The organism is Calothrix anomala FACHB-343 (genome assembly GCF_014696435.1).
In the GTDB taxonomy this organism is placed as follows: domain Bacteria; phylum Cyanobacteriota; class Cyanobacteriia; order Cyanobacteriales; family Nostocaceae; genus Aulosira; species Aulosira anomala_A.
Genome location: NZ_JACJQG010000050.1, coordinates 1 through 13,829, shown reverse-complemented (window position 1 = coordinate 13,829; position 13,829 = coordinate 1). Strand labels below are relative to the sequence as shown.

The window sequence follows — 13,829 nt, the reverse complement described above, 5'->3', positions numbered from 1 at the left end:
AAAATATATTAAAAATTAACATTGTTAATCTAGCTAACATAGATGAATGTGATGTTAGTAAATGCATCAATTCAAAATTCAAAATTCAAGACAGCTACCCACAAGGGGATGGAGTTTAGGAGCGGCACATTAATATATTCTAGAGGACATAGCAATGCCATGCCCCTACCTTATCATCAATGGTATGGAATAAAAAATTAGCCCTATGACAGATTTTTACTGATAAAAAAGGTATAGGTGAAGTCAAATTGCTTGGTAAATGGGATATTCAAGCTTACCCTGTTAAGCAAATTAAACGTGTTAGGCTACTCAAAAAAGCTGACGGTTACTATTGCCAATTCTGTATTGATACTGACGTTAAAACAGAATCTAGAATTGCTGATGGTGAAATAGGTTTAGATGTAGGTCTAGAGTTTTTCTACTCAGATTCAAACGGTAATCATGAGGAGAATCCTAGATTTTTACGCAAAGCTGAGAAAGCGATTAAACACGCTCAACGCCAAATTTACAAAAAAGAAAAAGGTAAAAATCAAAGCCGGAAAGCACGAGACAGATATGCACGAAAGCATTTAAAAGTAAGTAGGCAACGGAAAGAACACGCTCTTGAATTAGCGCGTAACGTATGCAAGCTTAACAGCTTAGTAGCCTATGAAGATTTAAACGTTAAAGGCATGGTAAAAAATCATTGTTTAGCCAAGAGTATTAATGATGCTTCTTGGAGTCTGTTTCGTCGTTGGTTAGAATATTTTGCGGCTAAATTTAACAGTACAGTTGTTGCCGTCAATCCTAAAATGACATCTCAAAAATGTTCAGATTGTGGAACAATTGTGAAAAAATCTCTCTCAACTCGTAGTCATGTTTGCAGTTGTGGATGTAGTTTGCAAAGAGATGTTAACGCTGCCAAAAATATTTTAAATCTTGCAAAAGCTAGCTTGGGGCACAAGCAAAGTAACGCTTCAGGAGTTGGAATCTCTACGCTAATTGGCGTAAGCCTGTTAGAGCAAATTCTGACGGTGAATGAAGAATCCCCCGCCTTTACGACTAAGTGAGCGTAAAGCCTTCGGCATAGCTTCGCTTAACGCGCAGCGTGTCGTCAGACAAGCGATACTTAGTCAGGCGGGGGAGTGTCAAATCAGTCCTGAGTCTCTTTTGAAACGTCCTGATATGCGCAGTTGATAGTGGCTATTTAAAAAAAAGCGATCGCTGATAATTGGTTATGATTTGTCATTTTCTCATTGGTGTACCTGGTAGCGGGAAGTCTACTTTTGCAGCTGAATTTGCCAAGCTGGGGAATTATCGCATTGTTTCTACTGATGCAATTCGTCAACAACTCTATGGTGATGCCAGTATTCAAGGTGATTGGTTGGCGATTGAGGAGAAAGTTATCGCTGAGATTGTAGACGCGATCGCTCAGGGTTATGAAGTAATTTATGATGCTACTAATGCCAAGCGGATGTGGCGGATGGTTTTCTTAATGAAACTCAAAGCGCTAACTCCGGCTGTGTGGATGGCTTGGTATTTGCAAACCCCCATCGCCGTTTGTCAGTTACGCAACCAAAAACGCGATCGCCAAGTGCCACAGGTCATAATTGAGAGTATGTACAAATCTTTGCAAGACTTTCCACCCATAGCTGCAGAAGGTTTTGCCGCAGTCAAGCAAATTAATGTCACTTCAGCAAATTTCAACTTTCAAGAAATATTTACCCACATCGCAGAACTTCCCAGTAGCATCATCAACTATGCTAACCAAAATCGCCAAATTACCTTACACCCCTACAGCGAGTTACTAGATTTTGAACGGTTAATGCATCTGATTTCGCTGACGATTCGCTATCCGGGAATAGGAAATCTGCAAGCAACCCAACCCAGTCAGCTAGAAACTATATTTGGTACCCTTCCAGAGTTTGCCAGTTCTCTAGAAGAAATCACCGCCTGTATGGGGAAATTGTGTGGTAACATCTACGCCGATGCTCAAGCGATCGCATCTGATTTACATTGGTTACAAAAAAATGATTTCATTGGTGATTTGTTAGTTGTCACTCAGGGTGGATTTATACAAGATAGTCATGAATCAGTAAAGATATTTGTTAACCCCCCCGTAGAGTTGTCAGTTGTTCATCCCTCTATATCTCCATCACCACCTCATCCATATTCTGATTTAGCGTCATTTCAAAGGTTGCTGCAAACAATTCGTTGGATTGTGCATCATCCGGTTTTACCAGAATCGGGTGAGGAAAGTTGGGAAACGCTGATATCTGTGCTGAAGGAAAAAGGCATTATTGATACTAATGATTTAGACAATCTCCGTAATGATATTGAGAATGTGCTAAAGCCATATAAACTATTACCCGATATATCTTTACTAAATCGCTAGCCTACGCAGACAGATATTTTAGGACTGCCGATCCTTGCGTTTTATTTTTTCCAGCAAGTTCCCAAAGTATGCAAAATTGTTTGAATATTATATCATATCCGCCTAATCAATTGCGATTTCATAGTCCAATACCAATTGGAAACAAGAATGCGACAGATTGTAGGGGCACTGGCACTGCCATGCCCTCGATAATATTTTGATGTGTCGCAAAAACCCAACACCCGAAAATTTTGGTCTTGTTGGGTTTACACAAGGTAAGCCCAACCTACATTTATTTCCCCCCTGCTCCCTGCTCCCTGCCCCCTGCCCCCTGCCCCTCTGCTACCTTCACGAAGATATTATTTCTTCCCGCTCAATGCTTGAGATTGCTCTACCAGACGAATAAACTCACCTCGATAGCCCTCTTTATCCTCACCTTTACCTTGAGTTGCCAATTTGATTGCTAAATCATAATTAGCACTCCCCTTATACTCAGAATCACGTAGTAACATCCCAAAAGTAGCCACAGCCGCCGCAAATCTTAGGTTGGTTGAGGGTATCCGTTCGCTGCGGGAATCATCATCTTGGATAGTTTGGCTAATTAGTTGACTGTTACTATCTTGAGGTAATTTATAACGCAATTTGACTTGCATTAACTCATTGCTGGTATTATCCGCTTGAGTTACACCAGAACGCTGATAGCGCAAAGGGTCTACTGTTGGTAGTTTCACATCACTCTTGATACCAGTAGGAACGATTTCATAAAGCGCTGTCACAGAATGACCAGATCCAATATCGCCTGCATCTTTCTGATCATCATTAAAATCTTGGTTTTGCAACAAGCGGTTTTCGTAGCCAATCAAGCGATAAGCCTGAACTTTCGCCGGATTAAATTCCACTTGAATTTTCACATCTTTGGCAATGGTAAATAAAGTTCCTCGGAGATCGTTGACTAAAACTTTTTTGGCTTCTAATAGGGTATCAATGTAAGCGTAATTGCCGTTACCTTTATCGGCAAGTTGTTCCATTTTTGAGTCTTTGTAATTGCCAGTACCAAATCCTAACACTGTGAGAAAAATTCCTTGGTCTCGCTTCTGCTCAATTAATCGCGTCAGTTCCCCATCGCTAGAAACCCCGACGTTAAAATCTCCATCGGTAGCTAAAATAACTCTATTATTACCAGATTTAATCAAGTTTTGTTTAGCTATCTTGTAAGCGAGTTCAATACCTTCGCCGCCAGCAGTAGAACCTCCAGCCCGCAAGCGGTCAATTGCTGCCAAAATTTTTGCTTTCTGACTACCAGGAGTAGCAGGTAATACCAATCCCGCATTCCCTGCATAGACTACTAAACTGACTCGGTCTTCAGGACGCAGTTTATTAACTAGCAATTTCAGGGACTGTTGCACCAAGGGTAATTTGTTGGGTTCATCCATAGAACCGGAGACATCAATCAGAAATACTAGGTTACTAGGTGGTAAAGTTTCGCTCTCGCTGCGTTTACCTTGCAAACCTATCTGCACCAGCTTATGTTGTGGATTCCAAGGAGCAGCAGTTACTTCCGTCGTCACAGAAAAAGGGCGATCGCCTTTTGGTTGGGGATAATTGTATGTAAAATAGTTAATCAATTCTTCAATTCGCACTGCATCCTTAGGCGGTAATTCTCCTTGAGTAATAAACCGTCGCACGTTACTGTAGGATGCCGTATCTACATCAATGGAAAAGGTAGAAAGTGGGTCATTATTGACAAGATGAAAGGCATTATCATCAATTCGGTTATAGTTTTCTGTGTTGAATCTATCTGGCTGAGGTTCAGGGCTAACGATTCCTCTGATTCTCATAGCTGGTAGTTTAGGGCTTACTGGGCGGTTAACAGCTTGCTCTTGCGCAATTGATGGTAGGGGTTGAGTTTTACCATTACTCTCAGTATCAGTTACACCAGTACTAGCATCCAATTCTTCTGTCTGTTTTTTGAGGATTGCTAACTCTGGCGCAAATTCAGACTGCAAACGTTGCAAGGTTTGTCTATCTGCTGGGGTAACAATTTTCGGATCTGTTGCTATTAGTTGATTGCTACGATTCACGCAGGCATTTAAGATGGTGGCAAACTCAGCTCTAGTTATAGGTAAAGTGCCAAAGTTAGTGATTGAGACAACACAACTATACTTTTGTACCAATGCTTGAAGTGACTGATAGTCAGGGTGATTGACTGGAATGGGGTTAGCTGCGGTAGAACTTTGAGGACTCTGATTGACTGGAATCGCCACCGTTGCAGATTGACGTAAAATTGCCATTCCGACTGACGGTATTAATAACAACATTGCTCCAATACTGATTCGCTGCCAGAGTTTGGATGGAATCGGGTAAGACATGGCTGAATTCTCACACTAATTCTTGTATCGGCTCAAAACCTCAGAGGATGTGTGGTAGACCTGTTAATTGAGACAGGGTTGCTGACATTTGAAGTTTCTCATTACCTAGAATAATCTTCAGCTACCGGGGATTTTATGGCTGTTACAGTTTTAGTAACTGTAACAGATGCTTGACAGTGATTATACTGATGCAACAGGAAAAAGCATTTCTCAAAAGAAAAATTTTTAAACATTCTTAAATCTATCGGAAAACTGTATAATAAATTAAATACTAAAAGTCGAGCGATTAACCGTAGTTGGTTGTCGCGATCGCAATCATCAAAGAAAGCAAATATCAAAACCATCCATTGAGAGTGTTTGATGTTTGCGAAATTTGGTTGTGCTTGTTTGCATAGCTTTGCAAAACCGACTTACCAGCAGTTGCGCAGCTGCGATGCGTTCCACAGCAATTGCATTGTTGAGTGTAGCGATTAACGAAGGATTAACACCAGAACAAACCTTAAATAAAGCCAAGAATCTCGGCTTTGGCTTCTTTAAACATGCTGGTGTCAGTCCGCGCCTGAAGCAATTATTCATCAACTATCTGCATAAACATCAAAAGGTAGCTGTACCTTATGCATTGACTGTATAACATGAAAATTGCGATCGCCTGTTAGTCATTGGTAGAAAAATCTTTTAGATCCCTCCAAATCCTCCTTATTAAGGGAGACTTTGATTCTTTTCCCCCTTTTTTAAGGGGGGTTAGGGGGGATCGATTAGTATGAAGATACAGCCAATCACTTTTCAAACAACCTCTGATACTTGACTGATTACCCATACCTGCATAATTCTCACCTGCCAATGCATAGAGTATAAAAAGTTCTGTTGTAGCAGGTTGAGTTACAATGGTTTTTTTACTAATTTAAATCAGCTTAAAAATCTTTATTTATCTTAGACAACCGCAATAGACTGTTGATTTCTCGAAAACATAACCTTGTTAAATAAGTCAACCAAGTACTAATACCAATTATTTTGAATACATCTTCCATTACAGCAACAATATGGTGATTATGAATTTTATCAGACAATATTGATAAAATAAAAAAACCTACAGATGCAGATAGAATGATAAACTCCGTTTTCTTGATTGCTTTAAAGTTTTTACCAAAACCAAATAATATTGTCATTAAATATAGAACATAAAATAACTTTTCTGGAAACTTTAAATATAGAGGAAAAACTTCCTCGTGCAGCATCAATAAATCGTCAAGCGTTAAGAAAGATGTTAACAGTCCAGAAAATAATAAAAACCCAGCTAATTCCCGAGAACGATTATTTTGTTTGAGAATTGCATAACTAAACAGACAAATTGTTGCACAAGAACACCATAGCAATATACCAATATTGGAGAACAATCCGATGTAAAAAGGTGTATTAGTAAGTGCTGCTGTATCTCTTGTTAAATAACCTAGCCCAGTTTTCTGCCCTATATTCAAGAGGAGAAAAATTAAAGTGACTGGTGTGATTGTTGCTAAAAATGTGAAAAATACAATTTTTATTTGATAACTAGGCTTTGTTTGACTAGGATGGATTAAATTTTTATCAATTAAATCTTTCATAAATCTTACCAATCCTTATTTTACACTCGTATTTCTAGATATCAACACATCAATATAATTCCTACTCTCAGAAATTTAATTATGAAAAAATTGATTAAGACTTTTTCGATCAAATGTTAATATTCGCTGCTTCATCAAGCATGAATAATTAACCCAAAAATTAGTTTTTGAGTGCAAATATTATTTGATTTTTGCAACCCTAAATGCTGGCTTATGCACCTATCTTAAAATGGACTCCCATAAAGCGTCAGTTTAATTTAAGCTTATCTAAAAATTAATTTAAGGTTAATTAATCACTATGTATAGTTGCACATGTATAAGAAAATATCAAGATTATTGTGTTTGATTTTTTTAAAGTTTTGATGAAGTAGGACTGCTTTATCAGAATAATTACTTAGAACATCTATCAACAGATAGATTTAGGTTGAGTCGATAGAATTAAGTGAAGAAATTTACTCTAGAGAAAACTTAAAACCAACCAAAAAATATTAGCTTGAGGCTGTTGAAAACATCAATGTAATTCACTAAATAAAGCAATTATCAATCGTCCCTACTGCTTTTCCAGAAGATAATTAAATAATTCAACATAAATAGACTAGAAATGCTTACCAGTATTTTCATTACATCGATTTAATTAAGTATTAAAAAAACCACAGATAAACAGCAAAGAATGCGGATATCTGTGGCAAATAACTATCTATTTGTCAATTTCTTAATCTAAATCATCTGCTAGGTTTGATTGGAGATATTTGTACATCTAGAGGAACTCTCACCTTGAGAGATTTTTGAAAATAGTCGCGGGCATAATAATTTTGCCGACCGCTATTATCTAAAAATTGAGTGAAGCTTTGCAACATAATTTGAGAGCCAGCATAATCTAAAGTTAATAATGTATTGGAAAAACCTTGATTGTAGTTAGCTGTTGCATAGGTATGGTTAGTATCTTGCACATTCAAACCATAGGTGACAACTGATGTTGTTCCCCAATCACAATCTGTGGGATGACATTTACCAAACACTTGAATATTTAATTTATTGCTACCTGCTGAGGTAACAACTAAGCGAGTCACACCACGAGTATTGCTATCTTTATTCACCCAAGTACCAATAAAATCAGCAGGTGCTGCTAATGTAGGACTGATAAGAGAAGCAGCTAAACTTACACTAGAAGCAGCAATCATCAAATAACGTTTCAACATTTTATGACTCCATTATTAGTAATTAATTTTGGGATTTGTCTAGAAATATGAAATAGATATTGGCTAAAATTAGTAATAGAAACATACTAATTTATTACTGCCATTTTTCACTCCAAGCACCTGTGACTTTAAAACCGCCACCTACAGGAGTTAACTGCAATGAACCCCAACCAAAGGTGTTACAAATAGGGCCGAAACCATTACCGCAAATATCGCCAGCACCGTAACCATTAAATGAACGAGTACCGATGTGTGAATAAGTAGAACCGCCCCAATTTCCGTTACCAAACCAAGTAGTATTCTTGAGTCCGACACGGAGAACACAACGCAATCCTTCACCGTTACGAGTTCCATTTAAATCGGAAACTTTGTATTCATCAAAATAGCCACCACAAGTTTTTGGTCTGGGTAAAGGTTGATAGTTAGTAGCTGAGACTAATTGCCATTCTTCATTCCATGCACCAGTGACACGAATAGTTGAAGAACCGATGAATTGTACGTTGAGATTTCCAGGAAAGTTATTATTAATATCTTCGCCATTTCCGTGAATATCCGATGCAAAGCCGACAATATTAGCACCTCGGTAAATTGCCTGTCCTACGTGACGGTAAGTAGCGCCACCCCAATTACCTTCGCCGTACCACGCTAGTCTGGGGATTTTCGTTCCTGGTCTACCTTCACTGAGTTTGACGCAACGGATACCTTGACCTTGACGGTTATCTAAAGGCTTAACAATGTAAGTTCGCAGATGGGGGCCGCAATTAAAGCTGGGTACTTGAGTCAAATGTATATTTTTAATTACAGGAATTTGCGCTACCGCACTAGTTACTGTAGTTAGGGCTACCATGCTAGCAAGTGCTAAAGATTTCATTGAAAGTCGCAACATGATTCTCATCCGGTGTAGTAAAGTTTGTGGAGGCACTTTATTAATGCCTTCACTACTTCTCTAGGTAGGCTTTACGTTTTTTATGCACCCTCGGCAAAGCATCATTGAAAATTTTTCAACTTTTGTGCAATTTGTTGCCGATCGCTTTAGTCATTGGGCGACAGAATCAAAATTGCGTAGTAGTATGCAAACTTGTCTCAAACGCACACCGCAAGAAACTTCGGAGTACTTTTGGGCGCTTTACTGGTATAAGTCTTGGCAACTTCCAGAAACTCAATCTTTGGCAAAGCAACATCTAGCAGCTTATTTGCAAGAGTCTTGCTATTGGGTATCGCAAAAAACCGTCAACAGTTTTGCTAGTACCCAGTATCAATTATCAGATTGTTTTCAAATAGCGATCGCTCAAATCGATCGCGTCCTCAAAGGTTTTAACCCCAATCACGGCTATACTCTCAAAAACTACGCCAGCCCAATTTTTGCTAGCGCGATTCGCGAAACTTTACGCCAACGTCATGAAGTCGATATCTGTACAGATTGGGCTTTGTTACGCAAAATTTCCCAAAAGCGTTTACAGGAAGCGTTGCAAACTGCGGGTTTAACTAAAGATGATGTTCATAGCTACATCCTAGCGTGGAACTGTTTTAAAACCTTGTATGTTCCCACCGTCACTGGAACCTCCCGCCAACTTTCTCGACCAGACGATCGCCTTTGGGATGCGATCGCCAAAGCTTACAATAGCCAAAGTAGCCAACAGCAAAATATTCCTACTTTAGAAAAGTGGTTACTTCATGCAGCTAAAACCACCCGCAAATATCTTTATCCCAGTGCCGAATCTCTCAATATCACTCAAGGTAGTGACGATTCTTGGGAATTACTCGACAATTTGCCCGGAAATCAACAACCATCCTTAATTGAAGAATTTATTTCCCAAGAAGAACAAACAACTAGAACTGCCCAACAAACTGAAATTAACCAGATTTTAAGGAATGCGATCGCTCAATTAGAACCAGAGGCGCAACAGATTCTTCAACTCTACTACACTCAAGGACTCAACCAGGATAAAATCGCCAAACACTTAGAAATCAAGCAGTATACTGTATCACGGCGATTGACAAAAGCCAGGGAAAATTTACTCAAGTCTTTAGCTACTTGGAGTCGAGACACCCTGCATATTTCCCTCACGCCCGACCTACTCAAAAGTATGAGTACAGTAATGGAAGAATGGTTACAAAATTATTTAGGGCATGGGGCATAGGAGACTGTTGACTGTTGACCGTTCGTTGTACGGGCGGGTTTACAAATATCTTCGATTGTTAACGAGAATCTCGGTTAACCCGCCCCTACAGACTGTTGACTGCTGGCTGTTCCCTCTAACCACTGACAACTCTACAGACAAAGGTTATCGCGTCTCTGACAATTGTACAGACGCGATGAATCGCGTCTATAACAACTTACAATTAACAATTTCCCGGAGGAACCGCCATGAATGCAATGACTTTTGCCAATCCCACAGATTTATTATTAGAAATTCCCGTTAACGTGCAAAATCGGGCGGATATTCAGAGTCCATCTTTCTCTAACCCCCTTTCTCGCTATCAAGGCTATATTAATGAACTTTGCCTGGGCGCAGTCTTACCTTGGTTGCAAGAAGATTTCGCACCACAGGCAAAGGTCTGGCCAACTACCACTGCTTTACCTAGTTTTTGGGAACTGGTAAATGGAACCGCACTCTTGGTAGACGACAAACGCTTTATTTTGGTTCCCAGTGAAACCATAGATTTAAGTGAAATCCGCGTACCCCAAGAATGGGTAGATTTACTTAGCTGGGCTGGTGATTATTATTTGGCAGTGCAAGTGGAAGCAGATGAAGGTTATGTCAGAGTTTGGGGCTATTGTACTCACGCACAACTTAAAGAACAAGGCAATTACGATCCAAGCGATCGCACTTATTCTCTAGATACTACTGAATTGATTAATGACATTAGCGTATTAGCTGTTACCCAAGAACTTTGCCCGCAAATAGCTACGCGCGGTGTAATCGCAACCTTGCCCAGCCTACCACACCCACAAGCTCAAAACCTCATTGCCCGCCTGGGAAAGTCCGAAATCGTGACACCGCGTTTAGAGATACCTTTTCAACTTTGGGGTGGGTTAATTGAACATGGTGGTTGGCGAAAAAGCTTATATCAGCAGCGTTTGGGAATTCCCGAACAATGGTCTATAGTAGAATGGTTGCAAAGCGGCGTTTCTCAAGTGGCTGAAAATATCGGGTGGGAAAGGTTAAATCTGCAATTGAGTTTTGTGGGTAGTAGAGGTGTAGAAGAAACGCAACCCGATTCTATCCTGTCTCGCCAATTAGCGATCGCCGGGCAAACCTACGAACTCCTAGTTATCCTCCAAGGCGAACCAGATGAACCCATTTGGCGCTTTCAATTGCGTAACGCCACAGTAGGCGCAGCTATCCCTGGTGGCTTTAAATTGCGACTACTCACCGAAGATTTACAACCATTCCCTAATAATGAAGATATCGCCGCAACTGCCGTAGAACAACTTTTTGTAGAAGTTGCCCTAGAACCAGGTGAAGGTATAGTCTGGGAAATAGAACCACTGCCAGATAATTATGACCGCGAAATACTCAAATTTTAAATTTTGGCTGGGCTTTTTTTATAGATACTAAGATGGAGGATTATTTCTTCAATTCACTGCAAATTAAAAATCCATGAGAGAAAAACCAAAACAACAAATGCGTATCTGGGCGATGTGTTGCCATCTCTCGGCTTTATGCGCATGGATGTTATTATTTTTTTTGGTATTTCTCGGTATTCCCTTATATCTCCCGTTAAATATTTTCTTTCCCCTCATAATCTGGCGCTTAAATAAATCTAAATCTCCTTGGGTAGATTTTCAGGGTAAAGAATCCTTAAATTTCCAAATTTCTCTCACAGTTTATATTTTGATTATAATTCTCTTGTCATTGCTGATGCTGCTCACTATTTGTGGTATATCAATAACAACTAATAGTACAGGACAAGAAATCAAAGCACTTTTAGATATTTTATTATTTCTCTGGTTTGCAATTACATCATTCATGATATTACTACAAATATTTTTAGTAACTTTTGCTGCTGTAAAAGCTTATAACGGCGAACATTATCGCTATCCTTGGACAGTGAGATTTCTCAGATAAAATTACAGTGTCTTTTAAATAAATGCAATAGAGGCACAACATTGTTGTGCCCTAAAAATATCTATATATAGATGAAATAACTAATTTATAGTTTTTTTGATTTCATCTTTGATATTTTCTGCGGTGTGAGTCACTTTGGCATCAGCTTGCTTGGCTTTGCCTTCAGCCTTATCTGCGGGATTACCAGTGACTTCACCAACAATTTCTTGAAGTTTACCTTCAATATTTTTAGCAGTAGCTTCTACTCTTTTTTCAATACTCATAGTTTCTCTGTTCAGCCCTTAGCTGTATTTATTGACAAAAAATAATCTATAGCATCCACTAACATCATGTATCTATCATGAGATAGCTTATAAATTTCTTATTATCTTTACTTAAGATAGATGCTAAGTTAAAAACTATATATTAAAGAATAGTATATGTAGTAGATTTTGATGATTTCAGCTAGCAAATACATTAATCAAATTTTACACATAAAAGCTTTTTGGAAATAAAAAAAATGATTTTTCATCTAAGGAAAGTATAGGAGTGAACGCAAAACGCCGGAAAAATGTTTGGAGAAGTGAGATTAATGACATCATTCGCGGTACCTGTGGCGGGTTTTTATTTGGGATTCCCTTGCTGTATACAATGGAAGTATGGTGGATTGGATCGCTAGCAAAACCTCAACTAATGATGACAGCGATCGCATTGATGTTTATTGGTGTCTTTTTACTCAATAAAAGCGAAGGCTTCCGCAAACGCCGACGCAGAAAGCGTCCTTACGAAGCAGCCATAGATACTGTAGAAGCGATCGCGATCGGGTTAGCATGTTCTAGCTTTGTATTATTTCTATTACAAGAATTAACCATTGCAACACATCTAAAAGAAACCTTAGGGAAAATTATTTTTGAAAGCGTACCCTTTACCCTTGGTGTAGCATTAGCCAACCAATTTTTAGGAGATACAGAAGGTGGTAATAGTAGAGAAACTGAAAATAAAACACCCAAAAGTGAATTATCCGCTACCCTTGCCGATTTAGGTGCAACAGTAATTGGTGCTACCGTCATTGCATTTAATATTGCCCCTACAGATGAAATTCCTATGCTAGCAGCCACAGTTTCACCACCTTGGCAATTACCAATTATCGCCACATCCTTAATAATTTCCTATGGCATAGTCTTTCAAGCCGGCTTTGCCGATCAGCAAAAACGTAGGCAACAAAAAGGTATTTTTCAACGCCCATCTGGTGAAACAATTATGTCCTATTTAGTTTCGCTCTTAGCAGCTGCAATGATGCTATGGTTCTTTCAAAAGCTAACATTAAGCGACCCTTGGACAATGTGGTTAGATCATACATTAATGCTAGGTTTACCTGCAACTATTGGTGGTGCAGCAGGTAGGTTAGCAATATGAATAATACAGAAGAAAATTACCAGCAAGAACGTTCTATGGCTGAATGGGTGACATTTAGCATAGCTTCATTTATCTTGGCAGTAATAGTTGGTTTAGTAGGATATACCTGGTTAACAGATAAAAATCAACCGCCTATTGTTTCTGTTAGCAATAAACAAACAATCCGCGAAAGTGATGGAAAATTTTATGTTCCGTTTGAAGTCGTCAATACAGGCGGAGATACGGCTGAGTCGGTGCAAATAATTGCGGAATTGGAAGTTGACGGTGAAGTTAAAGAAACTGGAGAACAACAAATTGACTTTTTATCGCGTGGGGAAACCGAAGAAGGCGCATTTATTTTTAGCCAAAATCCCAACCAAGGTAAATTAACTATTCGCGTTGCTAGCTATAAGTTACCTTAGTCGAACTTTGTCATCATAGCGATCGCCTACCTTCCTCAACTTTTTTCCACATCGTCAGATACTACCAATTTGAAAACAGAATATAACAGATTTGCTAGGAGCAATATTGTTTAAACTTGAACCTAGTTAATAAGTCTTGGAACCTAATCAATAAGGATATTTTCTTCATCAATAAACTTTTGATACCAATAGGACTTACACAATAAATCTCTGAAACCGTCTTTACTTCGTCTTCTTTGCGTGCTTCGTGGTTCGTTTTTTCATGATTTTGTGTAAGTCCTGATCAATCCTCTGTGAAGCTACGCACTACATTAATGCCTGCAGGCTCTAAGCCCTTGTCATTACCAACATCTTTTAAAGTGGAAATGGGGTGTATTAGAGTCAGAGTATGAAATTAGAAAATTTCACAGACCTCCAAACTTGGGCAGTTGAACAATGGGG

Annotated in this window: 13 protein-coding genes and 1 pseudogene; 8 read left to right on the top strand and 6 right to left on the bottom strand. The window is 38.9% G+C overall.

What is annotated here, in order from left to right; genetic code table 11:
• Positions 1-215: 215 nt before the first annotated feature.
• Positions 216-1,049, top strand: a pseudogene (locus tag H6G08_RS24690) (RNA-guided endonuclease InsQ/TnpB family protein); the annotation flags it as partial.
• Between the two features lie 167 nt (positions 1,050-1,216).
• Positions 1,217-2,374 (top strand): ATP-binding protein, encoded by a 1,158-nt coding sequence (locus H6G08_RS24685; RefSeq protein WP_190547778.1) that lies wholly within the window; start codon positions 1,217-1,219, stop codon positions 2,372-2,374.
• Between the two features lie 338 nt (positions 2,375-2,712).
• On the opposite strand, the gene H6G08_RS24680 is transcribed toward H6G08_RS24685, so the two are convergent.
• Together H6G08_RS24680 and H6G08_RS24675 are read right to left on the bottom strand one after the other, a co-directional pair.
• Complete coding sequence (locus H6G08_RS24680; protein WP_190547776.1) at positions 2,713-4,722, bottom strand: vWA domain-containing protein; 2,010 nt, start codon at positions 4,720-4,722, stop codon at positions 2,713-2,715.
• A 101-nt stretch (positions 4,723-4,823) separates the two neighbouring features.
• Positions 4,824-5,066, bottom strand: coding sequence for a hypothetical protein (locus tag H6G08_RS24675; protein ID WP_190547774.1), 243 nt, complete (start codon positions 5,064-5,066; stop codon positions 4,824-4,826).
• A 35-nt stretch (positions 5,067-5,101) separates the two neighbouring features.
• On the opposite strand from H6G08_RS24675, the gene H6G08_RS24670 reads away from it, so the two are divergent.
• Positions 5,102-5,353 carry a protein-tyrosine phosphatase family protein gene (locus H6G08_RS24670; protein ID WP_242046258.1) on the top strand — a complete coding sequence of 84 codons (252 nt, stop codon included), beginning with the start codon at positions 5,102-5,104 and terminating at the stop codon, positions 5,351-5,353.
• Positions 5,354-5,633: 280 nt separating this feature from the next.
• Here H6G08_RS24670 and H6G08_RS24665 read toward each other — a convergent pair whose 3' ends face one another.
• The 3 genes from H6G08_RS24665 to H6G08_RS24655 all read right to left on the bottom strand — a co-directional run bounded on the left by H6G08_RS24665 (position 5,634) and on the right by H6G08_RS24655 (position 8,441).
• Positions 5,634-6,320, bottom strand: a complete 687-nt coding sequence (locus H6G08_RS24665) for a DUF8692 domain-containing protein (protein WP_190547772.1) — start codon at positions 6,318-6,320, stop codon at positions 5,634-5,636.
• A gap of 722 nt (positions 6,321-7,042) precedes the next feature.
• Positions 7,043-7,519: a hypothetical protein gene (locus H6G08_RS24660; protein ID WP_190547770.1), complete on the bottom strand. Its 477-nt coding sequence runs from the start codon at positions 7,517-7,519 to the stop codon at positions 7,043-7,045.
• A 94-nt stretch (positions 7,520-7,613) separates the two neighbouring features.
• A complete protein-coding gene (locus H6G08_RS24655; protein WP_313942643.1) occupies positions 7,614-8,441 on the bottom strand; it encodes a hypothetical protein in 828 nt (275 codons plus the stop codon).
• A 46-nt stretch (positions 8,442-8,487) separates the two neighbouring features.
• Here H6G08_RS24655 and H6G08_RS24650 point away from each other — a divergent pair, with 46 nt between their 5' ends.
• From H6G08_RS24650 to H6G08_RS24640, 3 genes are all read left to right on the top strand, one after another.
• Positions 8,488-9,660: a sigma-70 family RNA polymerase sigma factor gene (locus H6G08_RS24650; RefSeq protein ID WP_190547768.1), complete on the top strand. Its 1,173-nt coding sequence runs from the start codon at positions 8,488-8,490 to the stop codon at positions 9,658-9,660.
• A 227-nt stretch (positions 9,661-9,887) separates the two neighbouring features.
• Positions 9,888-11,051: a DUF1822 family protein gene (locus H6G08_RS24645; RefSeq protein WP_190547766.1), complete on the top strand. Its 1,164-nt coding sequence runs from the start codon at positions 9,888-9,890 to the stop codon at positions 11,049-11,051.
• A gap of 73 nt (positions 11,052-11,124) precedes the next feature.
• Positions 11,125-11,592 carry a DUF4870 domain-containing protein gene (locus H6G08_RS24640; protein WP_190547764.1) on the top strand — a complete coding sequence of 156 codons (468 nt, stop codon included), beginning with the start codon at positions 11,125-11,127 and terminating at the stop codon, positions 11,590-11,592.
• Positions 11,593-11,672: 80 nt separating this feature from the next.
• Here H6G08_RS24640 and H6G08_RS24635 read toward each other — a convergent pair whose 3' ends face one another.
• The gene (locus tag H6G08_RS24635; protein WP_190547761.1) at positions 11,673-11,855 is read right to left on the bottom strand and encodes a CsbD family protein; all 183 of its coding nucleotides are present in this window, start codon (positions 11,853-11,855) and stop codon (positions 11,673-11,675) included.
• 259 nt (positions 11,856-12,114) lie between these two features.
• Between H6G08_RS24635 and H6G08_RS24630 the strand changes: the two genes are divergently transcribed.
• Positions 12,115-12,987, top strand: a complete 873-nt coding sequence (locus H6G08_RS24630) for a TIGR02587 family membrane protein (protein ID WP_190547865.1) — start codon at positions 12,115-12,117, stop codon at positions 12,985-12,987.
• Positions 12,984-13,388 (top strand): TIGR02588 family protein, encoded by a 405-nt coding sequence (locus tag H6G08_RS24625; RefSeq protein WP_190547759.1) that lies wholly within the window; start codon positions 12,984-12,986, stop codon positions 13,386-13,388. The genes H6G08_RS24630 and H6G08_RS24625 overlap by 4 nt, the downstream gene beginning before the upstream one ends.
• Positions 13,389-13,829 lie beyond the last annotated feature (441 nt).

What these genes read in the sequence shown, in the direction of transcription:
- H6G08_RS24680 (WP_190547776.1), bottom strand. Translation starts at nt 4,722, where the DNA reads ATGTCTTACCCGATTCCATCCAAACTCTGGCAGCGAATCAGTATTGGA.
- H6G08_RS24665 (WP_190547772.1), bottom strand. Translation starts at nt 6,320, where the DNA reads ATGAAAGATTTAATTGATAAAAATTTAATCCATCCTAGTCAAACAAAG.
- H6G08_RS24660 (WP_190547770.1), bottom strand. Translation starts at nt 7,519, where the DNA reads ATGTTGAAACGTTATTTGATGATTGCTGCTTCTAGTGTAAGTTTAGCT.
- H6G08_RS24635 (WP_190547761.1), bottom strand. Translation starts at nt 11,855, where the DNA reads ATGAGTATTGAAAAAAGAGTAGAAGCTACTGCTAAAAATATTGAAGGT.
- H6G08_RS24640 (WP_190547764.1), top strand. Translation starts at nt 11,125, where the DNA reads ATGAGAGAAAAACCAAAACAACAAATGCGTATCTGGGCGATGTGTTGC.
- H6G08_RS24625 (WP_190547759.1), top strand. Translation starts at nt 12,984, where the DNA reads ATGAATAATACAGAAGAAAATTACCAGCAAGAACGTTCTATGGCTGAA.
- H6G08_RS24685 (WP_190547778.1), top strand. Translation starts at nt 1,217, where the DNA reads ATGATTTGTCATTTTCTCATTGGTGTACCTGGTAGCGGGAAGTCTACT.
- H6G08_RS24675 (WP_190547774.1), bottom strand. Translation starts at nt 5,066, where the DNA reads ATGGTTTTGATATTTGCTTTCTTTGATGATTGCGATCGCGACAACCAA.
- H6G08_RS24650 (WP_190547768.1), top strand. Translation starts at nt 8,488, where the DNA reads ATGCACCCTCGGCAAAGCATCATTGAAAATTTTTCAACTTTTGTGCAA.
- H6G08_RS24645 (WP_190547766.1), top strand. Translation starts at nt 9,888, where the DNA reads ATGAATGCAATGACTTTTGCCAATCCCACAGATTTATTATTAGAAATT.